This window comes from Candidatus Thiodiazotropha endoloripes (assembly GCF_001708965.1).
Taxonomy (GTDB): Bacteria; Pseudomonadota; Gammaproteobacteria; order Chromatiales; family Chromatiaceae; genus Thiodiazotropha; species Thiodiazotropha endoloripes.
Genome location: NZ_LVJW01000006.1, coordinates 1,293,025 through 1,318,186, shown reverse-complemented (window position 1 = coordinate 1,318,186; position 25,162 = coordinate 1,293,025). Strand labels below are relative to the sequence as shown.

Sequence of the window (25,162 nt, the reverse complement as noted above, 5' to 3'; positions counted from 1 at the left end):
TGCCAATCACCGCGAATTGAGGCAAATTGCTTTAGCAATAAAGCCTCTTTTGCGGCGATTGGCGGGCTTATTTCCACTTCCACAAATAGGGATGTCTCGCCAGGTTCTCCCGGATGGCGGTTTTGTGCAGCGCCTTGGCCTCTTTGATATTCAGATAGGAGCCGATTGAGACAACAAAACTCTCCTCGTCTTTCACATCCGGCACCACCCTTGCGTTGTAGCCCCGTTTCTTAAGGCCCTCCGCCTGTCTTACCGCATCCCTTTGTTGATCATGGGAACCGACAATCACAAACCAGGCGTTTGAGATCTTTCCGGAGATTCCGTACCAGATCAGGTTGCCGGTGGAGGGGCTGTCGTGTCTACCGATCATCATGTGTTCATCGGCGTGGGCGCTGCCGATAAAGAATGACAGTACGCCCTCAATCATGGAGGAGGTGCTCTGTGGCGGCTCGATGGCAACCGACTCACGCTCACCCAGCTCAGTCTGCAGTTCATTGATCTCCAGATTCGCCTCGTTGAAATTATTCGCATTCAATGCACCGACCACCAGGGCCGGGGCCATCAGACCCAGCTGAAAGGCCTTCTTGTAATCACGCTCTGAATTGACAAACACCACAAACGCCCCCAACGCCATCAGACCGGCCGCCTTGATCACATATCCGATAATAATCGCCGGAACAAGCACCTTGACGATCAGCGAGGCATCCACACTGACCAGACTCACCAGCAACGGTGTGATTCCTGCGAGTGCACCAATGGTGCAACCAATTTTTTGTTCCCGAGTCATTGCAGTTCTCCGTATCAGATGGACAGAGGTAAACCGGTGTAAAAATCCATTTATGGTTCTACTGCTTCAAAACTTTTTTATTTTTCAGCCCAGGTTGCCTGATAAAGGCAAACATCGACTCTTTACCGTCCTCATGACTATAGAATTAGAATAGTTTTTTAGTTCCTACCAGAGAATTATTCACATCGACACCTGGCCTGTAAAATGCTAGATAAAGCACGACAACCACCTGGGCCACCCGATATAGCCAACTGATTTTCCTAGAGTTTCGAATCAATCAGGGAGTCTAAATCGAATTCTATGCTATGATCACGCGCTTCGATCCCAACAGGTGCAACAACCCCTTTTTATCAACCGACATGCTCAATCAACTGACCGACAGATTGCTGAAAAAAGAATGGTCTGAAGAGACGATAGAGCAGCTCGTCGGTGATTATCTCCATCTCTATCACGCCTATGCCGAAGATCCACAAGTACGGCGCAACGCGGCATCCGGAGGGGTTGGATCCGCCCTGCTGATCGAACTGATCAAGGCCGGAGAGATCGACGGTGCTCTGGTCTGCAATAGCCGCATCGAGGCCGGCAAGGTAAGGGCGCATTTCACCATCGCCACCACCGAACAGGAGATACTCGAGGCCCAAGGCAGCAAGTATGTGGAAACCGCCTTCATGAAAGAGGCGCTACCCCTGATCCGCGAGTTCGATGGCAGGGTGGCCGTGGTCGGACTGCCCTGCGACATCACCAACCTGCGCCGCTGGCTGCAGAAGGACGAGGTTTTGGCCGTCAAGGTCAGACTCACCATCGCCCTGGTCTGCGGACACAATTCGAGAACCCAACTGGTCGACGGCATTACCGTCAAGCTGGAGAATCTGGCCGGTGGAAAACTGCAAAGCTATCGCTTCCGCCGCGGCCACTGGCGTGGCCAGCTGGAGGCCGCTTTCGACAACGGCGCAACCATTCAGAAACCCTTCTCCTATTTCAGCCTCTATCAGAATCTGTTCTTCTATTCCGAAAAGAAGTGCCTGGTCTGTCATGACCATTTCGGTTATCAGGCCGACATCTCACTGGGGGATGTCTGGGCCTACCGTTTCAAAGACGATCCGATCAAAAAGACCGGCGTGATCGTTCGCACCGCCGCCGGGGAAGAGGCCTGGTCCGCCGCTCTGCAGAGCCAGCAGATCAACAGCACAGATCTCGACATTACCGACATCCTTGACGGTCAGGCCAGAGCAGCCCCATACCACTACAACGTCAGTGCACGAAGCCGGGTGGCCCACCTGCTTGGCTACAAGGTGCCGGACAAGACAAACAGCCAGGTCTCCTGGCACCAGTGGCTCAGTGCCTTCATGGCACTGTTCAACATGCGCTGGAGTGAAAACAAACGCTGGCAGGGTCTAATTTTCAAACTGCCCAGACCGATTCTCAAACTCCTGCTCTACTTTCGCAAAGGACTCGAATCCCTACCATGAAGTCTGTTTCAATCATCGCCGCCACAATCAGTGGTAACCGCGGCGCCGAAGCCATGCTGTGCACCACCATCGGAGAGATACGCCAGCGTTATCCTTACTGCCGATTCAATGTCTTCTCTTACTATCCCGAACAGGACAGGCACCTCAACCGGGATGAACGGGTAACGGTCTACAGTGCCACACCCCTCTCCATCGTCGTCCTGCTGTTTCCGTTTTCGATTCTGTTTGCGCTGTTCAAACTGCCTTTGCTCAACAAGCTGTTAGGTTTGTTTCCTGCCCCCCTGCAGGCACTCAACCAATCCGATGTCTTGATCGATCTCGCCGGAGTTGCCTTCATAGACGGACGGGAGAAATTTCTCCCCTACAATGTACTGACTCTGGTGCCCGCATTTCTATTGAATACACCAGTTGTAAAATTTTCCCAGGCACTCGGCCCGTTCGAAAATCCACTCAACCGGATTCTGGCACTGGCCACCTTGAAACAGTGCAAGCAGATCTTCGCCAGGGGTCAGGGGACACATCAACACTTGCAGAAGCTGAAGCTGAGCAATCTGTTTGCCTCACCGGTTGCCGACGTGGCCTTCCGCCATCAGTCCGACTACACTCTCTCCGAAGAGAGTGAGCGTGATGTGGCGGAGCTGGGCGAACAGCTCAAAGCAGAACAGCGGCCATTGATCGGCGTCTGCCCCAGCAGTGTACTGGCTGCAAAACAGGCCCCAGATGAAGCCGACTATACGCAGAGCCTGACCGATCTCTGTCAACAGCTTCTGGATAGAGGTTACGCAATCCTGCTGTTTCCGAATGCCACCCGCAAGCAACAGGGAGAAAAACTGAGGAACAACGATCTACCGGTGATTCAGCGCATCGCCCAACAGCTTGCCCACAACAGTAATCGGGCCGGGTCTCTCTATGCAGTGGATTTCGATATCAATACCAATGGCATCAAATGTCTGATGTCCGCCTGCCGGATCGTACTGGTTTCAAGATTTCATGCCATGATCGCGGCACTCTCAGCGAAACAGCCGGTTATCGTGATCGGCTGGAGCCACAAATATAAGGAAGTGATGGACTCATTCGAGTTGGGCGATCAGGTGTATGACTTCAAACAGGCAGAGATGGCCAGGATTTTACAATCGATCGTCACGATTACGGAAGATGACGGGGAGGTCAGAGAGAAGCTTCACCAACACCTGCCCGGCATCACTGAATCTTCAGCACAACAGTTCGAGTATCTGTTTACCCATCTGGACTAAGGCTGTGCAACAGAGAGTCAAATCCCTATTGAAGTTGATCTGGTGGCTTCTGGTACTCACCTTTGTCAGCCTGTTTCTTTATAAGAACCTCAACGCCACCTTGGAGATTGTCAGCAAATTGCCACTGATGGTTATCACGGTTGCATTCCTGGCCATTGTTGTTGCTAAGGTGCTACTGGTCCTGGTGATGCATCTGGCACTCTCCCGCTATCGGATCGACCTCGGCTATCTTCGCTGCTTCACCATCTATAACATCACCCAGCTGGGAAAATATATTCCCGGCTCCATCTGGCAGTATGTTGGCCGGATCACACTCTACAAAGAGGCGAAGATCGATAATGCCGATATCCGAGACACCTTGCTGCTCGAGACTTTCTGGGTGGTATTCAGTGCATTGATGATCGGCGTCTGCCTGATACTGCTTACCCAGCACAGTCTGATCATCGAGTTGATCGAAAAACTGCCGGGATATCTGACCCATCCGCTAACCCTCGGTTTGTTTGCCGCACTGATCATCTTGCTGGCTGCGTCGTTTCGGAAAACAGTACAGCACTATGCAAAACAGTTCATGTTCAGCCCCATCGCCGCTCTGGTGGTCAGTACTCTCTGGTTATGTCTCGGCTTCTCCTTCTGGATTACCCTGTTACCCTACACCTCGCAGGAAATCTCTTTCATCTATATTGTCGGCCTCTATGCCTTGAGTTATGCACTCGGTTTCGCAGTACCCTTTGCACCGGCCGGCATCGGTGTCAGAGAAGCACTTCTGGTGATGGGACTTCTACCCTATCTCGATGCCAATACGGCCATTGTTCTGGCAACGATCAATCGCCTCTTCTATATCATTTCGGAAATCCTGCTGGTGTTGATATCCAATCACCTGACGGCCCGTATAACTAAGGAAGGTTTGACTTCATGAGCAGTATCTCCCAAAAGCTGGCACCCTATCTTTTCCTGATCATCAGTTCGGTGGTGATTCTGGGCGCCAATCCATTTGCCGGCGAAACTGTCGCTCCGACGGATATACTAACCAATCAACCGGGCTGGCAGAATCTCGATATCCGGGTACCAACAAGACACCCGGCACGAACCGACATTCTCGACGCCAGAATGCCCAGATGGATACATGCCAAGCAGGAGCTACGAAACGGTAACCTGCCAATCTGGAACCCAAGTCCGATCAATGGTATTCCCGGCATGCAATGGCTTCCTGCTGCGATCATCACCCCGGCGTTCGCCGTGTTCGCCTCCATTGAAGACAACGCAACTGGCTACTATTTCGCCATGCTCACCAATCTGGTGATTGCGGCAATCGGCATGTACCTGCTACTGGTGTCGATGACAAAGCATCGATTGGCCGCAATCTTTGGCGCCATGGTTTTTGCCTACTCCGGCTTTCATGCCGCCTGGTTCTTTTGGGCTCATGTAACGACAAGTATATGGATACCATGGCTTCTTTGGTTAAGTTACAACTATCTGACGAACCACAAACTCGTCTATCTGCCCTGGCTCTCGATTATTGCCGCACTGATGATATTTGGTGGATTTCCAAGTATTGCCGTGTATGGCTTTATGGCTATGGCAATTCTGTTTGCCGTGCATACCCCATGGAAGCAGAGCATCGCCACGGCTACCCGCCAGGCAGTACACCTGGGACTGGCAATAGTGATGGCTTTTCTGATCAGCTCATTTGCCACCCATTCACTCTATGAAATGCTGCAGTTCACTCAGAGCATGGAGACCCGCCATGGCGGTACACCGCTTAGACCCCACCACATTCTCAACTATATAAAACCAATATTCAGAGACTATGCGGATGTGGAAAGGTCAACCTATATCGGCGTTCTTCCATTAGTGTTTTTAACGCTCTCCATATTGCTTCTTATCTGGCGTAAATCCACCACAAACCTGATCTATGCCATCGTCCTGCTGGCTCTCTCAACCTTGATAGCTTTTGCCATACTCCCCAAGGGCCTGATCACCATCATACCGACATTCAGCAGCAACAACTGGGGAAGAATGACCATCTTGTCCGCACTGGCATTTGCTGTGATTTCAGCCGAATTGATCTCCCTGCTTTTGCGTTCCGAGATTGGCAAGCAAAAATCGAAACTGATTGGCAGCCTGGTTGTGCTGTTCATTGTGATTCAGCTATTCGACATGAGATGGTTCTTCCGTGAATTCAACGGACCGGTACCGGCAGAGTCATTTTTTGCCTCCACACCCACCATTGAATATCTTCAGGATAATCTGCAACCGATGCAAAGTACCATTGCCGATCGCTCCTACATGGTTTCCGGTATATTCAGCAACTATGGTATTCCGGAGTGGTTCGCCCATGGCTTCAAGACGCAATCCGAACGCGCGCTGATGGAAAGCAAACTGGCTCCCAATGCGCACCGCAGCAGAACTGCAGCTGCCGTCTATTGCGAAGACATCTTTATTGACTCCAATATACTCAACCTGCTTGCTATCAAATACATTGCCTGTCATAAACCCATTTCCACAGGCGGTATGCAACGGACCGTGCTGGCCACCTCAGGACCAAGGCCCAAAGCTTCCGGCTTAATCACACCCGAGAAACCTCTGATACAACACTTCGCACTACCCAAGGTTCTGCAGTTCGATGTGATTTCACTCAAACTGGCCACACATGGTCGTGCAGAAGGACACACAGATTTAAAACTGCGTCTCTATCATGACGATCAACTGCTGGCAGAATCAATGGTTAAATCAACAGCTATTTCCGACAACAGTTGGGTGGAGTTCTTCTTTCCCAGAATGATTGAACTGGAGACACAAAACAATCGCCTTGAGCTGCATGCCGAAACAACTGAACAAAAGGGTAAACTCAGCGCCTGGCTCTATCCGATACAGGCTGATGACGTATTCATTGAGCATAATGGGAATCATCGGTCTGCCATGATGGCAGCAAAGTTTTTCAGAACAATACAACTGCCGGATTCGATTGTATCTCATCGAATCGAAGCCAATCTGGTCCTACTTGAAAACAACAATATCATTGGCAGCGGCTACACTCTTCCCAGCCTGGATGAAGATCTGCAACCGGATTTCAGTCAAGTGAATCTGCTGGCTGGCAGTGCCACTTCCTACGAGCTTGAATATACCGGCCGTGAACCCGCCTGGATGGTGTTACCGATCCGCTACTACCCTTATTGGCAGGCAACCATCGACAACCAACCCGTTGAGGTTGAAACTTTCATGGATATGCTCCCTGCGATAAAGGTCACCCCTGGGGCAAAGGTCAGCTATCGATATAAACCACGACCGTTCTATCTATTATCACTTTTAAGCCTGACATCCCTGGGTCTGGTTCTGTTTCTCGCCTACCGTTACAGAAAACAGTGAGGCCTGGTCGATCGACAGCCTCTATTCCGGCAAACACAAATAACAGCTCACCTTTGGGCTGTTGTTTGATATAGTGCAATTTGCCTCGAATCTTCGGGCCAGCCGTGGTGTGCGATTGTAATTGAATGACGATTCAACTCATCAACATATGAAATTAGGACTAACCCAGCCAACCCTGATGGCACTGCTTATCATTCTGACCCTCTCCGCCTGCGGTCAGAAAGGTCCGCTGCATCACCCGGCTGATCAATCATCACAACCTTCTGCTGAGAACGGGTCATCATGATAATCAAATTCACCAAAATGCATGGCCTCGGCAATGATTTTGTGGTTATCGATGCGGTTAACCAGCAATTTACTTTAAGCGAGGATATCTGCCGCCATTTTGCCGACAGACGCTTTGGCATAGGTTGCGATCAGATTCTGTTGGTGGAACCGGCAAAACTGCCCGAAACCGATTTTCATTTTCGCATCTTCAATGCCGACGGCAGCGAGGCCGGCGCCTGTGGCAATGGCGCCCGATGCTTTGCCCAGTTCATCAGACGCAAAGGGCTCAGCGAGTTACAATCTGTCCGTGTCGGCACCAGCACGGCAATCATCATTCTGCGGTATTTGGATGACAATCAGATCGAGGTCGATATGGGCGTACCCTCATTCGATCCGGCGACCATCCCGTTTGTCGCAGAACAGCAGGCTGATCAATACCCACTGCAGATCAATGGCGAACAATACGCCATCTGCGCCGTGTCGATGGGTAATCCCCACGCCGTGCTGATGGTCGGTGATACCGATCTCGCCCCGGTGGAGCGGCTCGGTCCATTGATCGAGAGACACGAACGATTTCCCCAACGCACCAATGTTGGATTTCTTCAGGTGATCAGTCCCAACGAGACCAAACTGCGGGTTTTCGAACGGGGCAGCGGTGAAACCCTGGCCTGCGGCAGTGGCGCCTGCGCGGCTGTTGCCGCAGGTCGTCTGCTCGGGCTGCTGGAGGAGGAGGTGGTTGTGCACCTACGCGGAGGCGATCTTGTGATAAAGTGGAGCGGACAAGGCAGCACCGTACTCATGCGAGGTCCAGCGGAAACTGTGTATGAAGGAGCCATCGAAATATGAGCCATAAAGCCCCTAACGACCCCATCAAGGTTGATGGCACCGATCAGCAGATTGCTGACTATCTACGTGACAATCCAGGTTTTCTGCTGCGCCACCCCGAGCTACTGGCTGAGATGGAGATCCCTCATGCAAGTGGTGATGCCGTCTCGCTGATCGAGCGCCAGGTGGATGCGTTACGCAAGCAGCTGAAAGATACCCAGCAGCAACTGGCCAATCTGGTCGAGGTCGCCAGAACCAACGATCAACTGCAGGCCCGCATGCATCGATTGACCCTGGAACTGATCGATGCCGCCACCTTTGAGGAGGTGCTGAATGCCCTGGAGGACGAGCTGCATGATGACTTCAAGGCTGACGCCGTGGAGTTGAGACTCTTCTCCTCAAGCCAGCTCGATGACCACCTGCAGGACTCCCTCAACGGGCAGGTCGCCACATTTGAGCAGTTTTTCAATCAGAACCAGCCGATCTGCGGCAAGATGGATCAGCAGCAGCTTGACTATATCTTCGGCACCGAAGGTGATCGCATCGCTTCGACCGCGCTGATCCCGTTGAAGAGCGAAGGGGTACTCGGACTGCTGGCAATCGGTAGCTGTGATCCTGAACGGTTTGCTCCGGACCATGGTACAGAGTTCCTCACCCGCCTGGGTGAGATCATCAGCAGGACGCTTCAGGCAGTATCCCTGCCCGGAATCTGAGCCCGCATGGCTGTGCCGAATAGCCAGCAGATAAGCGAATCGGTCGAGTCGTTTCTCGACCACCTGACTCACGAGCGCCGTCTCTCTCCCCGAACCCGTGAAAGCTATGCCCGGGATCTGCGTGCTGCCGCAGCCTGGCTGGCACAGCAGAAGATCGCCAGCTGGGGTCACTTCACCCAGCAGCAGGTACGCCACTATATCGCCAGCCGGCATCGCCAGGGGTACTCCCCCAAGAGCCTGCATCGGGAGCTCTCCAGTCTGAGATCCTTGTACAACTATCTGCTCAGGGAGAATCGGGTAGAGGCCAATCCCGCACTGGGCGTCAGGGCCCCCAAGGTACGCCGCAAGCTGCCCACCACCCTGGATGTTGACCAGCTCAACCAGCTGCTGTCCATTGATGACAACTCACCCATCGGCCTCAGGGATCTGGCGATCATGGAGCTGTTCTACTCTTCCGGGGTGAGGCTTGCCGAACTGATTGCACTGGATATCAACCATCTCGACCTGAATGAACAGATCGTGGAGGTGACCGGCAAGGGGGCGAAAACACGTCTGCTGCCAGTGGGCCGAAAGGCAGTCGAGGCAATTCGCGCGTGGCTGAAAGTGCGTGGCGAGCTTGCCAGGGATGAGGAGACCGCCCTGTTCGTCGGTGTACGGGGCAGACGCATCAGCCGCAGCACCATCCAGAAGCAGCTGCATGAGTGGTCGGTTCGTCAGGGAGCGCCGAGAAACGTCCACCCCCACCTGCTGCGCCACTCTTTTGCCAGCCATCTTTTGGAATCCTCAGGGGATCTGCGCGCAGTACAGGAGCTGCTGGGCCATGCCAATATCAGCACCACCCAGATCTACACACACCTGGATTTTCAGCATCTGAGTGAGGTCTATGACAAGGCCCACCCAAGGGCTAAAAAGCGCTCAGACTGAATCAATCACGGTCTTCAGTCCGGGTTTGCGAATCAGTCTTGAAGACAAAATCGGGTCTCAACCAGTAGACCACCAGAGGCAACACCATCAAGGCGATCAGCACGTCCATGATCAACGCCTCTGAGATATAGAGACTGACCGACCAGAGATTGGCCAGCTCGGTATTCATCAGCGGGATGAAACTGCCCAGCAGCACCACCATGGAGATCACAATCGCAGAGCCTGTGGTCTCCAGGGTTTTCTGCAGAGCCTGCTGCCAGTCCCTGGCCGATGCCTGAACCTCCTCCCGCAGGCGGGAGACCATGTAGACCCCGTAATCCACCCCGAGCCCCATGGCGATACTCAATGCGACCTGGACATGGAAGGCAAGATTGGCCGACCACTCCTTGATCGAGGTCATGTAGGCCCCCAGGCCATACTGGGTCATCAGGGTGATAAAGCAGAGACTGATCAGAATCAGGGCGATGGTCCAGGAGCGAAACATGATCAGGGTCATCAGAAACACCGTCAGCGAAGTGGCAACCGGAGCGTTCAGCCACTCTTTGAACGCCACGTCACGGGTCGCTTCAGTTACCCCGAGAAAACCGCCTATGGGCGCTTTGTCGGACATGGAACGATCGGTCACAACCCGCTCCTCCGGTTGATCCCCGCTACCCTTCAGGACAACCTCTTCCCCGGGCTTCACACCGACGGTAATCAGCGCCATCCCCGGATCATCCTGGTGCCTCTTCAGGTAGCCCTGTATATCGAGGATGGTCTGATGGGTCAGTTTCGGATCCATGGTATTAACAAATCCAACGATGATCCCCTCATCCCAGGTACGGGTGTTGACGAAGGCATCCAGCTCACCGGTCGCCGCACTCACCTGCAGCATGCCGTTATAGAGGGGGATGATCTCCTGTGGATCCGGCAGACGACCATCCGGCCCGGCCCGGTAGGCATAGCGGTTCTGCTGCATATGCTGCAGATCAGGGATCGCATAGAGATTCATATGCGCCATCGGCAGCGCCCCGAACGGGGCATTCAGCATCATGTTCAGGGTTTTCACGAACTGCACATAGGAGGTGGTATAACCGATATGGGGATGGGCACGCAGCCAATCCTCGAACTCCGACAGGGCCCGCACCACTTCCGCATTATTGAAAATACCCTGGGGCGGATCGATCATCTCATCGTAGCAGCGGTCAGGCCCGATCACCCGTTCACCCCGTAGATTCCAGGCATCCAGGCCACAATGGGGCAGAGTTCCCGCCTTCGAGCGAATCACGATATTGGCGGTAATCACCCCGGGCATCATCTGCGACAGGATCTGCAGATCGGAGATCGCTTCAACCTCACCCCCCGCTTCCGTCAGCTCACCAAGCAGGTAGTAATCCTTGTAGGCCGCCCTGGGGTAGTGAATGCCCTTCTCAACCCCCGGCATGATATCGAACTCATCCTGAATGCGGGCCACTTCCGGATCGGCCCGGCCCGCCTCACCGGACAACAGAGCTGAGAAGCCTTTGTCGAGCTCAGCCATCGATGCGGATGCCAGCCAGAGCCCGATCACACCCACCAGCGGCAGCCATTTCATTGGTCCGGTGAGCAGGCCGGTTACTCCTTTGGCCAGCCGCAGCTCCCAACCCCGCTCATGTTTTCTGTCACGCAGCTTGGGCGGGAAACTCACCATCATCAGGGGAATCAGAGTGGTGGTGGTGAGAATCAGGGTCGACATACCGAAGATGCCGAAGTAGGCATAGGCTTTGTAGAAAGAGATATCGATGAATGAGATGGCAAAGAAACCGTGCAGATCGGTACCGATGGAGAGCACTGCCGGCACCACGGTATGGCGGATCGAGGTGAATGCCGCCTGCTCCGGGTCCTGGGTGGCGTGCAGCTCCTGCATGAAGCGTCGGGTGATCTGCATCGAGTGGCCGATGCCGATCGCCAGCAACAGCATCGGCGTCAGGGCCATCATGGTGGTGAGCTTGAACTGGGTATAGCCCATCAGTCCGAGGGTCAGAATGATGGTCATCCCCACCCCCACCAGTGGCAGTACGGCACAACTCCAATGGCGGAACTCATACCAGAGCACCAGCAGAATGATCAGCAGGGAAATGGCGAACAGCCAGGCCTTGTCCCACAACTCCTCGACCATCGAGGCCAGAAAGTAGGGCTCACCCGAGATGTAGAACTCCACCCGCTCCCCATAACGGGTCTCGTAATCCTCCATCAGCTGGCGAACGTCGGCAATCCAATCGAGATGGTATTGTTTCAACTGATTGCTGAAATCACCGATGATAAAGGTACCCGTTGCCCGGCAGCGCTCATGTACCCGGCCGATCGAGGCGTTCGAGATCAGGCCGTCCTCACCGAGGATGTCGCACTTCCGACCCTGGCCATCCTGGTAGTAGACCAGCAGTGGCTCGAGCACAATGTGTTTCTCAAGACCGGCACGCAGATAGTTGATCTGGTGCTGCTGCAGTCGCGGATCATCCGATAAACCGGCCGCCGGCAGCAGCCGACTGAAATCGAGACTGCCGTTTGGGGTGATGCCCAGATTGCGCAGTTTGGATGAGGGCAGGCCGACAAAGTTGGCCACATTGGCAAACGGCAGTTCGCTGACATCCCGATAGAAGTCCTCAACCATCTTGATGAACCAGGGCTGATAGATATCCCCCTGTTTCAGCTTCATACCCCAGACCATCAGATTGCCCATGCCATAGGTCTGATCGCTGTAGAGATTGGTCGCGATATAGGGATTGGAGAGGGGCAGCAGTGAATCCGGGTCGTTGCGCAGATTGACCTGATCGACATAAAACAGGGCTGTCAGGGTTGCCGCAAACAGCAGCAGAATGGTCAAACGGCGATGTCTGAGCACGAACCTGGCGTAGTCTGCAGCGTAGTCCCGCCGCCTGGCACTCATCGACTCACAACCTCTCGCATTGCTGCAGCCCGGTAGCCGCTCGATCCAAGACTATTTTGCATAACCCTGCAGGGTCTCTTCAGACCAGTAGCTGTCGTCCAGCTCAACATTCAGGGAGATGGTGTTGCGCGGAACGAAGACCATACTGTCCTTGCCATCCTGATGGCTGATGGCATAGATATAACGGGGATAGCTGATACGTGGATCCGGCTGATCAAGCGATTGCCAATCCACCGAGACGGTTTTTATCTTTTCGCCCTTCTTGTAATAGACCGTGCGATAGACCGCAAAGGTTCGCTGATCGATATCGCTGATGTGGTAGTCGTACCACCAGTTCTTGAACCGGGTTGTGCTTTTCAATCGATAGACCGGTTTGCCGATGTGGGCGCACTGGGGTCCGGGCAGTCTCAGGGTGTAGCGGCTCCTCTCCCAGGGCTCCAGCTGCATCACCTCCAGGCAGTTCTCAATCCTGCCCAGCCCGAGCAGTTCATGAATCTCATCCTCCGGGGTGCGCAAAACCAGCTCACCATAGGTCAGGTTGGTGCCGAACCAGACGTCTTCATAGGAGGGCTCATTGATGCGCCGGATCTTGCGCAATGCGGGCAGCCACATCGACAGAGTCGCACTCTTCTGCGGGTCTGCATAGCGGGTCAACAGCACACCGGTCCCCTTGGTCTTGCCGGAGGTCAATATCGCCATCTGCAGGGATTTGATCGCCGGATCGGAAGGCGAATTGTTGACATAGGTATCGAAGGTCTGGACGCCGGGCTTGCGTCCCTGGGTACGCATCGCCAGTGGTGCCCGATTGACCACCACGGAAACATCCCGGCCCTGACGCCGGCTGAGGGCATTGTCCAGCAGGCCACCATGGGCGGCGGTATAGGCCTGCTGCGCAATCTCATCCGCATCGTTCAGCGGCTCCGATTGAGGCACGAAATCAGCAGCCAAGAGTCGATCACCAAACAGCCAGATCAGACCTGCCAGAAGACAATATGGGCATTTTCGATACATGGTCCTGACTCTGCCATGGATGACCACAGCAGACAAGCGAGTGAAATCCCTAATCATGTTGCTTCCCTCTAACAATCCATTGCACAGCCGAAAGGTAGACCTTGAATCCCGCCAGAGCGTGGATAGAAACAAACCGAACAGCGATCACGCAATGGCTAATCACAATTGAAACCGATTTTTCACCGGCCCGCCCCTCAGGTACAATTGCCGGCTCTCTAGTCAAGCATTCAGGATAGAAGTGGAAAATTTCAGAGGCACCACAATTCTCTCCGTCAGACGCGGCGGTAAAGTCGTGATCGGCGGTGACGGCCAGGTCTCCCTGGGCAATACGGTCATGAAGGGCAATGCCCGCAAAGTCCGTCAGCTGCACAAAGGCCAGGTGATTGCCGGGTTCGCCGGCGCCACGGCTGATGCATTCACCCTGTTTGAGCGGTTTGAGGGTAAACTGGAGAAACACCAGGGCCATCTGACCCGTGCAGCGGTTGAAATGGCCAAGGATTGGCGAACCGACCGGGCACTGCGTCGATTGGAGGCACTGCTCTGCGTGGCAGACACCAAGGCCTCTCTGATCATCTCGGGCACCGGCGACGTGATTGAACCGGAACAGAGTCTGATGGCGATCGGTTCCGGCGGCAGCTTTGCCCAGGCAGCCGCCCGTGCCTTATTGGAAAACACGGAACTCAGTGCCCGTGAGATCGTCGAAAAAGGGCTTGGTATAGCCGCTGACATCTGCATCTATACCAACCACAACCGGGTGCTCGAAGAGCTGGATAGCGAAACTTAATCCAGATGAGCCCGAACCGAGCTGCGTGGTCGGCAGAATCAAGCACACCCCTGTCGACAGGCAGCGGGGCGGAAACTGTGTTGATCAGCCGCGACAGCGCTTAAAAACCATATTCGATAAGTCGCCTTGAGGATACTGTAGATAAACCAAGGCGGAGTAAAAACAGGCTTTATTTCATGTCGCAAATCACACCCCAACAGATTGTTGCCGAACTGGATAAACATATCATCGGCCAGAACGATGCCAAGCGCGCGGTAGCTATTGCGCTGCGTAACCGCTGGCGCAGGGCCCAGGTGGATGAGGCCCTGCGGAATGAAATCACACCCAAGAACATCCTCATGATCGGCCCTACCGGGGTAGGAAAAACCGAGATTGCCCGCCGCCTGGCGAAACTGGCCAATGCACCTTTCATCAAGGTGGAAGCGACCAAATTCACCGAAGTGGGCTATGTGGGTCGTGAAGTGGATTCAATCATTCGCGAGCTGGCCGATTCGGCGGTGAAAATGGTCCGCGAAGGGGAGATGGATAAGGTCTCCGAAGAGGCCAGCCATGCCGCGGAAGAGCGCATACTCGATGTGCTGTTACCGGCCCCCAAACCCACTGGGTGGGACGACAACGAGAGCGGCAGCAGCGTCTCCAGCTCAACCCGGGAGAAGTTCCGCGATAAGCTGCACAGCGGCTCGATGGACGACAAAGAGATCGAAATCGAGGTCAACACCACACCGGTGGGTGTTGAGATCATGGCGCCTCCCGGCATGGAAGAGATGACCAGCCAGCTGCAGGGAATGTTCCAGAATCTGGGTAGCGGCAGAACCCGTCGGCGCAAGTTACGAATCAAAGACGCCTTCAAGGTGCTCAGCGACGAAGAGGCGGCAAAGCGGATCAATGAGGAGGACCTCAAGCTACGCGCCCTGGAGACCGTGGAGCAGCATGGCATCGTGTTCATCGACGAGCTGGACAAGGTCACCAGCCGGGCAGAGGCCAGTGGCGCCGACGTATCCCGTGAGGGGGTACAGCGGGACCTGCTGCCGCTGGTGGAAGGCTGCACCATCTCCACCAAGCACGGCATGGTGAAGACCGATCATATCCTGTTCATCGCTTCCGGCGCTTTCCACCTCAGCAAGCCCTCGGACCTGATTCCGGAGCTGCAGGGACGGTTGCCGATCCGGGTGGAACTGTCGGCCCTCAACACCGATGACTTCACCCGCATTCTGACCGAACCCGATGCCTCGCTCACCGAACAGTACCAGGCCCTGCTGGATACGGAACAGGTACGCCTGGAGTTCACCGAGGGAGGAATCAAGCGGATCGCGGAGACCGCCTGGCAGGTCAATGAGCGAACCGAGAACATCGGCGCCCGGCGATTGCACACGGTCATGGAGCGACTGCTGGAGAGCATCTCCTATGAAGCTTCGGAGCAGTGCGGCAAAACCATCGTCATCGATGAGGCCTATGTCGACAGTCAGCTCTCCCAGCTGGTGGCGGATGAGGACCTGAGCCAATATATCCTTTAGCGACCAGCAACAGGCGATCGACAGCTGCTTGACTGGGACAAACCCTGTTTAAAGCCTGCTTATGGGTCACCGGATCCGATATAAAGTGGCCGCGCCCAACAATTGAATAACAGATGAATTGAGAGAAAACCATGTCACACCCCAATCCGACAGAGATCCACCTGCATAAGCAGTCCCGTGTCCTGGAAATCAGTTTCGATGACGGTAACAAATACAGCTATCCCGCTGAGTATCTGCGGGTCTTCTCCCCCTCAGCAGAGGTTCAGGGCCATGGTCCGGGACAAGAAGTGTTGCAGGTTGGCAAGGAAGAGGTGAATATTGCCCATATTGAACCTGTGGGAAATTATGCCATCTGCCTCCATTTCGACGATGAGCACAACACCGGAATCTATTCCTGGGATACCTTGTATCAGTTGGGCGTCAACTACGAGCGCTACTGGCAGGACTATCTGCAACGACTGCAGGCGGCAGGTTACCAGCGCAAGGAGCCATCGGCTTAAGGCGCTCTTTGATTGAAACAATTGGTGATGCCATGAAGGATGAGAAGACGACACATTTCGGCTATCAGGATGTGCCGGTCAGCGAAAAAGCGGGACGGGTTCGGCAGGTATTCGATTCCGTCGCCAACAAATATGACCTGATGAACGACCTGATGTCATTCGGCATTCACCGGCTGTGGAAACGCCAAACCATCGAAATGTCCGGTGTCCGTCAGGGACAGCGGGTTCTCGACCTGGCCGCCGGCACCGGCGATCTGTCAGCCCGCTTCAGTGGCCTGGTCGGCAATGAGGGGGAGGTGGTCTTCTCCGACATCAACGCCGCCATGCTCTCCCAGGGCCGGGACCGGATGATCGACGAGGGCCGGGTAGCCAATGTCCGATATGTTCAGGCGGATGCCCAATACCTGCCGTTTCCCGACGACCACTTCGATTGTGTCACCATCGGCTTCGGTCTGCGTAACGTCACCAACAAGCAGCTGGCGTTGAATGCCATATTCCGGGTGGTCAAGCCCGGCGGACGTCTGCTGGTACTGGAGTTTTCCAAACCGGTCCTTCAGCCACTGCAGAAAGTCTACGACCTCTACTCCTTCACGCTGCTGCCGAAGATCGGCAAATTGGTCACTCAGGATGAGGAGAGCTACCGCTACCTGGCGGAATCGATACGCATGCACCCGGACCAGGAGACCCTCAAAGGTATGCTGGAACATGCCGGCTTCGAGCGATGCGACTACTTCAACCTGACCGGTGGGGTGGTCGCCATACACCGGGGCTATAAAGTCTAACGCCATGACCATCACAGCCGCCCTGTTCGCCAGCCTGGAGCAACTGCTCAACCAAGCCATCAACCTCGACCCTGAGGCCGCCAATCGACTGGCCCCGATGCAGGGCCGGGTCATCCAGCTGGACCTGCTGGGAACCGGGCTGAATCTCTATATGATCCCCGAACCTCAGGGATTCCAGGTCCTTAGCCATTTCGAAGGCGAAGCGGACTGCCTGCTGCGCGGCACCCTGCTCGACCTGGCAGGCATGCGCAACTCCAGCAACAGTGCCGATCAGTTATTCAACGGTTCGGTCACCATCGAGGGGGATACTGCCCTGGCACAACGTTTCGGTGAGTTCTTCCGCAGCCTCGATATCGACTGGGAAGAGCAGCTCTCCCGACTCACCGGTGACATCGCCGCCCATCAGATCGGTAGCATGGCACGGGGCTTCCTGGGGTGGGGTAAAGAGCTCAATGATACCGCCAGCCTCAACCTGAAAGAGTATCTTGAGGAGGAGTTACGGCTGATTCCCGGACGCTACGAGATGCAACCCTTTCTGCAGGACGTGGATCGCCTGCGTGACGATGTGGAACGTCTTGAAGCCCGCGTTCAGAGGCTCTCCCGCCGTGACGACCAAGAGGACAAAACCTCGTGATTCGTCCCTCTCAAGCAATCCGTCTGATCCATATCAATCTGGTGCTGCTGCGCCACGGTCTGGATGAGGTGATCCTTGCCACACACCTGTTCCGGCCAATCCGATTTCTGATCTATCTCTCTCCCTGGTACTGGTTTCGCAAGGACCGTGGAAGCTACCCGGTGCGGATACGCCGGGCACTGGAAGATCTGGGGCCGATCTTTGTAAAATTCGGCCAGATCCTCTCCACCCGCCGCGACCTGCTGCCAGACGACCTGGCCAATGAACTGGCCAAACTTCAGGATCGGGTCCCCCCCTTCCCTGGTAGCCAGGCGAGAAAAATCATCGAAAAGGCGTTCGGAAAGCCGATCGATGAGTTGCTTGAGGCATTCGATGAAAAACCACTTGCCTCGGCCTCCATCGCCCAGGTGCACACCGCCCAATTGAAGGATGGGCGCAAGGTGGTGGTGAAGGTTTTGCGACCGAACATCGAAAAGACCATCCGCCGGGATGTGGATCTGCTCTTCACCATCGCCCATCTGGCGGAAAAGTACTGGAAGGAGGGGCGCAGACTCAGGCCGGTGGAGGTTGTACAGGAGTATGAGAAGACCATTTTCGATGAACTGGATCTGATGCGGGAAGCGGCCAACGCCTCCCAGTTGCGGCGTAACTTCCTCGACAGCGAAACCCTCTATGTACCTGAGGTCTATTGGGACCTGACCCGGCAGAATGTGTTCGTCATGGAACGCATCAGCGGTACTCCCGTCGGGGATATCGACACACTGCGCCAGCAGGGCATCAGTATGAAACTGCTTGGAGAACGGGGCGTCGAGATCTTTTTCACCCAGGTCTTCAAGTACAACTTTTTTCATGCCGACATGCATCCGGGCAATATTTTCGTCGAACCCGACGGACGTTATATCGCGGTGGATTTCGGCATCATGGGAACGCTCACCGAAGAGGATAAGCGCTACCTGGCTGAGAACCTGCTCGCCTTCTTCAACCGGGACTACAAACGGGTCGCCCAGCTCCATGTGGCCTCCGGCTGGGTACCCAAGGGAACCCGGGTGGAAGAGTTCGAATCGGCGATCCGCACCGTCAGCGAGCCGATCTTCGAAAAACCCCTTAGCGAGATCTCCTTCGGTCACTTTCTGTTGCGCCTGTTCCAGACCGCACGGCGCTTCGATATGGAGGTCCAGCCACAACTGGTGCTGCTGCAGAAGACCCTGTTGAATATTGAGGGTCTGGGTCGTCAGCTCTATCCACAACTCGATCTCTGGACCACCGCGAAACCCTTCCTCGAACGCTGGATGAGTGAACAGATTGGACGTCGGGCATTTGTCGGCAAACTGAGAAAGAACCTTCCCCAGATCGCGGAAAACCTGCCGGATCTGCCCAATAAACTGAATAAGATCATCGATGACGCAGCGGCAGGCAAGCTGACCCTCAACTGGGAGTCGCAAGAGCTGCAGAAACTGCGCCAGCAGATGCAACACAACCACCTCAATACTCTGACCACCATCTCCGGCAGCGCACTGCTGCTCAGCGGTTCATTGCTACTGGTGTTCGGCAGCGGCGGACTGATTCCGGTCACCCTGGCCACCGCGCTCGGCTTCGGCCTGGGCAGCGGCGGCGGTATCCTGCTGCTGAGGAGCTGGATCAAAGCCTCCGGTTAAGAAGAATAATCAGTCCACGAATGAAAGCGAAGAGTATCAGGTCTGAATGGTACTTACTGAAGTACCAAGACACTCATTGCGCTTAGTATAAGCAAAGGCTGTTGGTGGGGCAGGGCCCCACCCTACACCCTCAATTTACAGTAGGGTGGGGCCTTGCCCCACCAAATACTGCTTAAGCTAAGTGCCATCCATATCAGGCCATGGTTTGCTTTGTTGCAATATGAAGCGCCTGCACTTGTAACACGATACTCTCATAACATTTGCGGACTTTATTCACATCCTGCGACTCCGCTTGGCGCAACTGAAAAATTGATCCATGATTAAACTATGGTTCAGCGTAGGAGAGAAGCATGACAGAGACCCCCCAAGATCCGATGGAACGCCTGGCGAAAGCCTACGACAAGATGTTGCACGAAGTACACGAAGCCGTCGAATCGGCCCGGGAGAACACCCTGCCCGGCCTCAAGGATTATCTTGAAGAGGCACGGGAAAAGATGATCGAACTGGGTGAATTGAGCCGGGAAGAGGCTGAAAAGGTCTCCACCTATGTGGAGCGGGATATGAAAGATGCAGCCAACTATCTGTTGGAGACCGGTGAACAGCTCTCAGCCTGGTGGCGCTTCGATGTACAGCAGGTGGAAGAGCGGATGCTGGAGATGTTCACCAGCGTCGCCGATCAGACCAAACTGGAGTTGGCCAAACTGGCCCAGCGGGCCAATACCGCATCCCTCTACCATACCGGCGAGGTTACCGGACCGGGTACCCTGATCTGTGCCGCATGCGGCAAAGAGATGCACTTCAAGAAAACCGGCCACATCCCACCCTGCTCAGGCTGCAAGGGAACCGACTTTCAACGTTCCGGCAGTTAAACTCCAGGCTGGGGATATGGCGAATTTGCGGATTGATGAAAGCGCCATCAGACAGATGGCGCTCAATATATGGGAGTCAACCACAAATAGAGTGTGAAAAGAACAAAGTCCACTAGGTTGTACCCCCAACTTCATCCGCAAAGTTGGGGGGTACATGTTATCGCTACGCAGCATAGCGGGCCTTGGCCTCCCTGGCCGCTTTCGCCTCTTCCTCACTGTAGGCCTTGCCCGACCACAGCATCTCATAGGCGATCTCCTCGTTACCGTTCTCACAAATCGCCACGACCCGTTTGAACAGGGGCTGAAAGGTCTCACTGCGATGCGACAGCTCATGCTCTTCAAAGCTTCGCCAGAAAGTCACGATCAAGGCTTCCCGGGCTTTCAGCTCACTTGATACCGGCTGACCGATGGTCGACCCCTCATTGGAGATCTGGCCGCTGTTCAGTGCTACAAAGCCGCCGATGAAACCGCTCTCGGAGTGATAGGTCTTGACGTTCTCACACAGCTCGGCAACCCGCTCCTGCAGATCATCCACCGTATAACCCGGCTTGAGGATCACACGATTCACTGTCACCACACCATCATAAGGAAAGTCAGCAATCAAACCGTTCATGGCTACCTCCAGTATTTCCTAATATTCTAAATATCTGACTTAAATACTCGGAAATAGTTCTGGACCGATATCCTTATGTTTTATATAGAATTTCCAACATTCAGATCAGGCCGGCTCAGGGAATCACCCAATATTGGACATCCTGGTTCTGCAGAAACTCTTCTGCATCTGGCCCCTGCAACAGCGCCATCGTGGCCAATAATCCGGCTTCGGTACAGCTTGCCGCCGCAACGGTAACCGAACGTAAGCCCCCCTCAACAGGCCAGCCGTTTTTGGGATTCAGCACATGACCATAGCGCTTTCCCTGATGCAGTAAATAGCGTCGGGTATCACCACTGGTTGCCAGGCCTCCTCGACGGATCCTCAGCACACCCTTTGGTGAGTCGGGGTGACTGGGGTGCTCAAGGCCGACCGACCAGGGCAGATTGGACTGCCTTGCCCCGCCTGCACAGATATCGCCACCGTAGTTGATCAACAGGGCCTGATCGGTCTGTTGCTGCAACAGTTGTAACGTTCTGTCCACCGCATACTCTTTACCGATGCCGCCAAAGTCGACCTGCATGCCTGGGGGAAGGGTCAGGTAGGGCCTTTCCCAAGTCAGTTTATGCCAACCCACCAAGGGCAGAATTTGATCCACCTGCTGCTGACTGGGCAGTCGATGTCCACCATCAAAGTGCCAGATCCGCCTCAACACACCGGAAGTGATATCGAACATCCCCTCGCTCAGCTGCCAACAGGCCTGAGCAAAATCGAGCAACTGGCCAACCTCCTCATCAACCTCAACCGCTTGCCCACCACTGTTGTTGATCCGATCTACCGGATTATCACTCACATAGCGACTGAACTTGGACTCTATGCGCCAGGCTTCTCTGGCCGCGATGTTAAGCAGCCTGTTTGCCAACGTCTCATCATCGACCTCCATGAACAGCTCACAGGGGCTTGCCATGGCCTCAAACGAACCGACCCAATAACCATCTGCAGCATTCAGTTTGACTGGACGATCAATCACTGTTGCGACGCCAGATCAGCAGCATCTCGATTGCTTAAAACTTATAGCTGAACTGGACAATGATCGCCTCTACATCGGGATAGAGTTCCATATCATTGAGTATCCCAGGAATCACCGACTCGGTGTTGTGGTTGCTTTGCAGATAGTATTCCAGACGCAGGCTCAGCTGCTGCTCATTACTCAAAGCCATACCATATTTCATACCAATGGTCAGCGCACTCATACTCCCCAGCCGATAATCGGCAGAGACCTGGTCGGGCAGACTTTCACCCTGAATGAAAAACCGCCGATAGAAGTCCGCTTCACTCTGATCATAGTAGCGGATATGGGGCTCCAGATATTGCCGTCCACCCAGCATCCAACGATATCGCAGGTCGATGGTGTGGGATGTGATCCCCCAGTCATCCCAGAAATAGCGATACGAGAGGTCGATGATATCCGCTTCAAACTGGTGTTTCGCCTGCCAGTAGAGGCTCTGTTTATTGCGTGAATCCGGTCGCTGTTCGTAGCGATACTCAAACGGACGCCCATCATCACCGACAATGCTGACGATTTTATAGGGATCGGTCAGATAACCGGAGACATCACTGTATGCGTAGCTCACCTGCATGATGGTATTGCGGTCGATCACCTGAGTAAGGCCAAAGATCAGATCCAGGGTATCCTTGTTATCCTCACCCTCACCCCGGGTCGTGTTGAACTCAGACCGATAATCCGCTTGACCGGTATTGATGACCATGCTCGACAGACCAACCGGTATATCGCCCTCCGGACTGATCGTATCGTAGGCAACCGAGAGGCCTGCATTCAATGTGGTGTTACGCTTGTTGAAATCCCTGGACAGGTTGGCATTGGCGCTCAATGAGCTGTAGTCATATTCTGTAGAGAAATTGATACCGAACCCTGTCCGGTATTCCCGGTTGACGGCTTGTTCCCACTGGGAGCTGAGTGCGAATCGATTGTCTTTGAATGTGTCATCCAGAGGCGTCTCTTGCGCCTCACTGGCGTAGCTGCCCCGACCCGAAGGGCGGGTGAAAGTCTGCGGCTGATCACTCGGCGTTGCACCGTTTGCCGAGGCCCCGGTCAAGGTATCGAAAACCAGTTTCAGGTTCAGCGCCTTCTCATCACCAAAATCCCGCGTGGCGCTGATTACCGGTTCCACGGCGCTCACTCTGTCCACCTCGGAGTAGTAGAGTACCGCGCTATCGAATGTCCAGTCCCCCTCCTCGCCCAAACTCTCACTACTGTTTATCCCAAGCAGACTGCAGGTTGCCGCAGTCAGTGCATGGCTTATCTTTTTCTGTTTCTTCAATTGCACCCACAACCCCCTCCGGCAAAACCCCGGCCACCACTCGATGCCTCTTTACTGAAATAGATATGATCATCAAGACCGGAACTGACCGGATCCTCAATCAACTGCATCTCCGGTTTCGCGAGAATATTGCGCTCCCAGGGCTCTACTCCCAGATTCGCGCAACCTGACAGTAACAACACGACAAATAGTGTTACCAGGTGCAACTTGACTGACATACGTTGTTCATCCTCAGCGTGCTGGACCAAAGCCAGAAACACTCATTATGATATAGTTTTCTTTCACCAAGCTTAATACTGAAGAGAGATTTAGCATTTTAGCTAGAGTCTAAGCGCCTGTCTGATCTCCAACTCTCGCTGGTGTGTCTCGGATTTAAAGAACCCGGTATGAGTGATCAGAAGCCTGCCCTTCCTGTCGAACAGATAGGAAGCTGGCATACCCTGAAGATCGTAACGTTTTGCCAACATGCCTTCAGGGTCATAGTGAAGCGTAAATTCAGCCGGCGTGTTGGCTAAAAATTGATCCGCCTCTTCACGGGACAGATCGAGATTGATGCCAATGACCTCCAGACCAAGCCCCTGATATTTTCGCTGCATCGCATTCAGCCAGGGAAAAGCTTCACGGCAGGGGCCACACCAGGAGGCCCAAAAATCGAGCAGCACCACCTTGCCTCGATACGCTTCGAGATTGAATTCAGCTTTCCCGCCCCCTTCAACGGACCGTTGCTCAGCGCTTGTCTCAGCCGTAAATAAAAACAGGACTGGGGTCAGTATGACGGCAATAAGAAGTATTTTGATCTGTTTCATATTCAAGGCCCAGAGTGCTGCTACATCAATATACGAACAAGATGATTCAGGTTTCCACATAAAAAATAGTCTAACCGATACAAACGGTCTTGTTGATTACTGTCAATCCATATCCCAATCACCCATCTGCCAAATCTTAGCAACTGTTGCAAAGCACTTAGTCCAGTGAGATTTGAACAGGAGAGATTGAGCTGTAGGCAAATAACAATGTTTACAAAGTTTCTTTAAAGAGAACTTGATAAACGCTGCATAGAAACAGCCCAGTTATATGACACTGTTTGACTTGACGAAATAAAACAATGACCAGTAACTACTCATCACGAACAACAAACGCTTTATGGTGGTGAACCTCGAAACCCTGCTATATACTCCAGTGAAGATAATTCACATCCAGATAGCCACAATCGTTCAATTGTCTCATGTCGATAAAGGAGTATTGTCATGCTTAAAAGGCTCTCCATCCATTTTTCAAAACTCGCTTTCGTTGTTGGACTGGGCCTCTGGTTTAGTGCCGCTTCCGCAGCCCTTCTTTCCCCTGGCACCACCATCACGCTCAATGGTACAACATCCACCATTGACGCGGATCTCGCGGGCACGGTGATGCATGAAAACCTAATTGGATTTGAAGTGACAGATCCCAGTGGCGCCACACTACTAACCGGCCACTACCTGGATAGAGTCGTCAGGTCCACCAATACCAATCAACTTATATTTTCAGGACGCATCCATGACCTGGCTGTCACCAGTGAGAGCAATCTCGGGATATATGATTGGTCGGTAACAGGATTCAGCGGCTATCTGACCGATGTAGAATATCGCCTTGATGGCCTTGGCGATTTAGGTCCTGATCTGGCAACCAGATCAAATGATGGGAATGATCTGATATTCGATTTCCCCACCGAACTGGAGCCACCCGAATCCAGCCGATTCTCATCGATTACTACCGATGCCGCTCTGTTTGATCTGACAGGCACAGCATTTTTTGGCATTGAGGATTTCATTAATGGCGAGGATTATCTTGTCGAGCTCGATGGTATCGCCGCCCCCTCTCCTGTTCCACTGCCAGCCGCTTTCTGGATGTTCGGTTCGGGATTGATTGGCCTGATCGGATTTCAGAGGCAACACCGTAAGGGCTGATGGATTTATGGCCGCTTGAACAGCGGC

Annotated in this window: 24 protein-coding genes; 16 read left to right on the top strand and 8 right to left on the bottom strand. The window is 54.0% G+C overall.

The annotated features are described in order from the left end of the window. Positions 1–67 precede the first annotated feature (67 nt). The gene (locus A3193_RS16605; protein WP_069003131.1) at positions 68–787 is read right to left on the bottom strand and encodes an SPOR domain-containing protein; all 720 of its coding nucleotides are present in this window, start codon (positions 785–787) and stop codon (positions 68–70) included. 305 nt (positions 788–1,092) lie between these two features. On the opposite strand from A3193_RS16605, the gene A3193_RS16600 reads away from it, so the two are divergent. The 8 genes from A3193_RS16600 to xerC all read left to right on the top strand — a co-directional run bounded on the left by A3193_RS16600 (position 1,093) and on the right by xerC (position 9,604). Continuing rightward, the gene (locus A3193_RS16600; protein WP_083218139.1) at positions 1,093–2,256 is read left to right on the top strand and encodes a Coenzyme F420 hydrogenase/dehydrogenase, beta subunit C-terminal domain; all 1,164 of its coding nucleotides are present in this window, start codon (positions 1,093–1,095) and stop codon (positions 2,254–2,256) included. Beyond that, a complete protein-coding gene (locus A3193_RS16595; RefSeq protein ID WP_069015320.1) occupies positions 2,253–3,509 on the top strand; it encodes a polysaccharide pyruvyl transferase family protein in 1,257 nt (418 codons plus the stop codon). The genes A3193_RS16600 and A3193_RS16595 overlap by 4 nt, the downstream gene beginning before the upstream one ends. Positions 3,510–3,513: 4 nt before the next feature. Next, complete coding sequence (locus tag A3193_RS16590) at positions 3,514–4,425, top strand: lysylphosphatidylglycerol synthase domain-containing protein (protein WP_069015319.1); 912 nt, start codon at positions 3,514–3,516, stop codon at positions 4,423–4,425. After that, positions 4,422–6,875, top strand: a complete 2,454-nt coding sequence (locus tag A3193_RS16585) for a glycosyltransferase family protein (protein WP_069015318.1) — start codon at positions 4,422–4,424, stop codon at positions 6,873–6,875. The genes A3193_RS16590 and A3193_RS16585 overlap by 4 nt, the downstream gene beginning before the upstream one ends. A gap of 148 nt (positions 6,876–7,023) precedes the next feature. Beyond that, complete coding sequence (gene lptM / locus A3193_RS21050) at positions 7,024–7,161, top strand: LPS translocon maturation chaperone LptM (protein WP_083218140.1); 138 nt, start codon at positions 7,024–7,026, stop codon at positions 7,159–7,161. Then, entirely contained in the window at positions 7,158–7,988 is an 831-nt protein-coding gene (gene dapF, locus A3193_RS16580; RefSeq protein WP_069015317.1) for a diaminopimelate epimerase, read from the top strand. The genes lptM and dapF overlap by 4 nt, the downstream gene beginning before the upstream one ends. Continuing rightward, complete coding sequence (locus A3193_RS16575; RefSeq protein WP_069003137.1) at positions 7,985–8,680, top strand: DUF484 family protein; 696 nt, start codon at positions 7,985–7,987, stop codon at positions 8,678–8,680. Before dapF ends, A3193_RS16575 begins: the two co-directional genes overlap by 4 nt. 6 nt (positions 8,681–8,686) lie before the next feature. Next, positions 8,687–9,604, top strand: coding sequence for a tyrosine recombinase XerC (xerC, locus tag A3193_RS16570; RefSeq protein ID WP_139116878.1), 918 nt, complete (start codon positions 8,687–8,689; stop codon positions 9,602–9,604). Position 9,605: 1 nt separating this feature from the next. On the opposite strand, the gene A3193_RS16565 is transcribed toward xerC, so the two are convergent. Then, positions 9,606–12,509: an efflux RND transporter permease subunit gene (locus tag A3193_RS16565; protein WP_069015316.1), complete on the bottom strand. Its 2,904-nt coding sequence runs from the start codon at positions 12,507–12,509 to the stop codon at positions 9,606–9,608. Positions 12,510–12,560: 51 nt separating this feature from the next. Further along, positions 12,561–13,577: an outer membrane lipoprotein-sorting protein gene (locus A3193_RS16560; RefSeq protein ID WP_083218141.1), complete on the bottom strand. Its 1,017-nt coding sequence runs from the start codon at positions 13,575–13,577 to the stop codon at positions 12,561–12,563. A gap of 181 nt (positions 13,578–13,758) precedes the next feature. Here A3193_RS16560 and hslV point away from each other — a divergent pair, with 181 nt between their 5' ends. From hslV to A3193_RS16525, 7 genes are all read left to right on the top strand, one after another. Next, positions 13,759–14,304, top strand: coding sequence for an ATP-dependent protease subunit HslV (gene hslV / locus A3193_RS16555; protein WP_068994662.1), 546 nt, complete (start codon positions 13,759–13,761; stop codon positions 14,302–14,304). 176 nt (positions 14,305–14,480) lie between these two features. Continuing rightward, on the top strand, positions 14,481–15,818 hold the full coding sequence (gene hslU, locus A3193_RS16550; protein WP_069003140.1) for an ATP-dependent protease ATPase subunit HslU: 1,338 nt from the start codon (positions 14,481–14,483) through the stop codon (positions 15,816–15,818). A 131-nt stretch (positions 15,819–15,949) separates the two neighbouring features. Next, positions 15,950–16,318 (top strand): gamma-butyrobetaine hydroxylase family protein, encoded by a 369-nt coding sequence (locus A3193_RS16545; protein ID WP_069003141.1) that lies wholly within the window; start codon positions 15,950–15,952, stop codon positions 16,316–16,318. 32 nt (positions 16,319–16,350) lie between these two features. Next, positions 16,351–17,100 carry a bifunctional demethylmenaquinone methyltransferase/2-methoxy-6-polyprenyl-1,4-benzoquinol methylase UbiE gene (ubiE, locus tag A3193_RS16540; RefSeq protein WP_069015517.1) on the top strand — a complete coding sequence of 250 codons (750 nt, stop codon included), beginning with the start codon at positions 16,351–16,353 and terminating at the stop codon, positions 17,098–17,100. Between the two features lie 4 nt (positions 17,101–17,104). Then, the gene (locus A3193_RS16535) at positions 17,105–17,734 is read left to right on the top strand and encodes a ubiquinone biosynthesis accessory factor UbiJ (protein ID WP_069003142.1); all 630 of its coding nucleotides are present in this window, start codon (positions 17,105–17,107) and stop codon (positions 17,732–17,734) included. After that, positions 17,731–19,389 (top strand): ubiquinone biosynthesis regulatory protein kinase UbiB, encoded by a 1,659-nt coding sequence (gene ubiB, locus A3193_RS16530; RefSeq protein ID WP_069015315.1) that lies wholly within the window; start codon positions 17,731–17,733, stop codon positions 19,387–19,389. Before A3193_RS16535 ends, ubiB begins: the two co-directional genes overlap by 4 nt. A 350-nt stretch (positions 19,390–19,739) precedes the next feature. Further along, positions 19,740–20,258 carry a zinc ribbon-containing protein gene (locus A3193_RS16525; RefSeq protein WP_069003144.1) on the top strand — a complete coding sequence of 173 codons (519 nt, stop codon included), beginning with the start codon at positions 19,740–19,742 and terminating at the stop codon, positions 20,256–20,258. 163 nt (positions 20,259–20,421) lie between these two features. On the opposite strand, the gene A3193_RS16520 is transcribed toward A3193_RS16525, so the two are convergent. The 5 genes from A3193_RS16520 to A3193_RS16500 form a co-directional block, all read right to left on the bottom strand. Next, positions 20,422–20,871 (bottom strand): ligand-binding protein SH3, encoded by a 450-nt coding sequence (locus tag A3193_RS16520; RefSeq protein ID WP_069003145.1) that lies wholly within the window; start codon positions 20,869–20,871, stop codon positions 20,422–20,424. 115 nt (positions 20,872–20,986) lie between these two features. Continuing rightward, positions 20,987–21,880 (bottom strand): FAD:protein FMN transferase, encoded by an 894-nt coding sequence (locus A3193_RS16515; protein ID WP_069015314.1) that lies wholly within the window; start codon positions 21,878–21,880, stop codon positions 20,987–20,989. 34 nt (positions 21,881–21,914) lie between these two features. Then, entirely contained in the window at positions 21,915–23,198 is a 1,284-nt protein-coding gene (locus tag A3193_RS16510) for a DUF3570 domain-containing protein (RefSeq protein ID WP_069015313.1), read from the bottom strand. Continuing rightward, positions 23,189–23,410, bottom strand: coding sequence for a DUF4266 domain-containing protein (locus tag A3193_RS16505; protein ID WP_069004083.1), 222 nt, complete (start codon positions 23,408–23,410; stop codon positions 23,189–23,191). Before A3193_RS16505 ends, A3193_RS16510 begins: the two co-directional genes overlap by 10 nt. Positions 23,411–23,512: 102 nt before the next feature. Beyond that, positions 23,513–23,998 carry a TlpA disulfide reductase family protein gene (locus tag A3193_RS16500; RefSeq protein ID WP_069015312.1) on the bottom strand — a complete coding sequence of 162 codons (486 nt, stop codon included), beginning with the start codon at positions 23,996–23,998 and terminating at the stop codon, positions 23,513–23,515. A 441-nt stretch (positions 23,999–24,439) separates the two neighbouring features. Here A3193_RS16500 and A3193_RS16495 point away from each other — a divergent pair, with 441 nt between their 5' ends. Then, positions 24,440–25,135 (top strand): VPLPA-CTERM sorting domain-containing protein, encoded by a 696-nt coding sequence (locus tag A3193_RS16495; protein WP_069003149.1) that lies wholly within the window; start codon positions 24,440–24,442, stop codon positions 25,133–25,135. Positions 25,136–25,162: the final 27 nt, after the last annotated feature.

Bases quoted from the DNA above. Each gene is read 5' to 3' on its own strand.
- A3193_RS16585 (WP_069015318.1), top strand. From the start codon at position 4,422: ATGAGCAGTATCTCCCAAAAGCTGGCACCCTATCTTTTCCTGATCATC.
- A3193_RS16495 (WP_069003149.1), top strand. From the start codon at position 24,440: ATGCTTAAAAGGCTCTCCATCCATTTTTCAAAACTCGCTTTCGTTGTT.
- A3193_RS16545 (WP_069003141.1), top strand. From the start codon at position 15,950: ATGTCACACCCCAATCCGACAGAGATCCACCTGCATAAGCAGTCCCGT.
- A3193_RS16595 (WP_069015320.1), top strand. From the start codon at position 2,253: ATGAAGTCTGTTTCAATCATCGCCGCCACAATCAGTGGTAACCGCGGC.
- lptM (WP_083218140.1), top strand. From the start codon at position 7,024: ATGAAATTAGGACTAACCCAGCCAACCCTGATGGCACTGCTTATCATT.
- hslU (WP_069003140.1), top strand. From the start codon at position 14,481: ATGTCGCAAATCACACCCCAACAGATTGTTGCCGAACTGGATAAACAT.
- A3193_RS16565 (WP_069015316.1), bottom strand. From the start codon at position 12,509: ATGAGTGCCAGGCGGCGGGACTACGCTGCAGACTACGCCAGGTTCGTG.
- dapF (WP_069015317.1), top strand. From the start codon at position 7,158: ATGATAATCAAATTCACCAAAATGCATGGCCTCGGCAATGATTTTGTG.
- A3193_RS16525 (WP_069003144.1), top strand. From the start codon at position 19,740: ATGACAGAGACCCCCCAAGATCCGATGGAACGCCTGGCGAAAGCCTAC.
- ubiE (WP_069015517.1), top strand. From the start codon at position 16,351: ATGAAGGATGAGAAGACGACACATTTCGGCTATCAGGATGTGCCGGTC.
- A3193_RS16520 (WP_069003145.1), bottom strand. From the start codon at position 20,871: ATGAACGGTTTGATTGCTGACTTTCCTTATGATGGTGTGGTGACAGTG.
- A3193_RS16535 (WP_069003142.1), top strand. From the start codon at position 17,105: ATGACCATCACAGCCGCCCTGTTCGCCAGCCTGGAGCAACTGCTCAAC.
- A3193_RS16505 (WP_069004083.1), bottom strand. From the start codon at position 23,410: ATGTCAGTCAAGTTGCACCTGGTAACACTATTTGTCGTGTTGTTACTG.
- xerC (WP_139116878.1), top strand. From the start codon at position 8,687: ATGGCTGTGCCGAATAGCCAGCAGATAAGCGAATCGGTCGAGTCGTTT.
- A3193_RS16575 (WP_069003137.1), top strand. From the start codon at position 7,985: ATGAGCCATAAAGCCCCTAACGACCCCATCAAGGTTGATGGCACCGAT.
- A3193_RS16500 (WP_069015312.1), bottom strand. From the start codon at position 23,998: ATGAAACAGATCAAAATACTTCTTATTGCCGTCATACTGACCCCAGTC.
- A3193_RS16605 (WP_069003131.1), bottom strand. From the start codon at position 787: ATGACTCGGGAACAAAAAATTGGTTGCACCATTGGTGCACTCGCAGGA.
- A3193_RS16600 (WP_083218139.1), top strand. From the start codon at position 1,093: ATGATCACGCGCTTCGATCCCAACAGGTGCAACAACCCCTTTTTATCA.
- A3193_RS16560 (WP_083218141.1), bottom strand. From the start codon at position 13,577: ATGATTAGGGATTTCACTCGCTTGTCTGCTGTGGTCATCCATGGCAGA.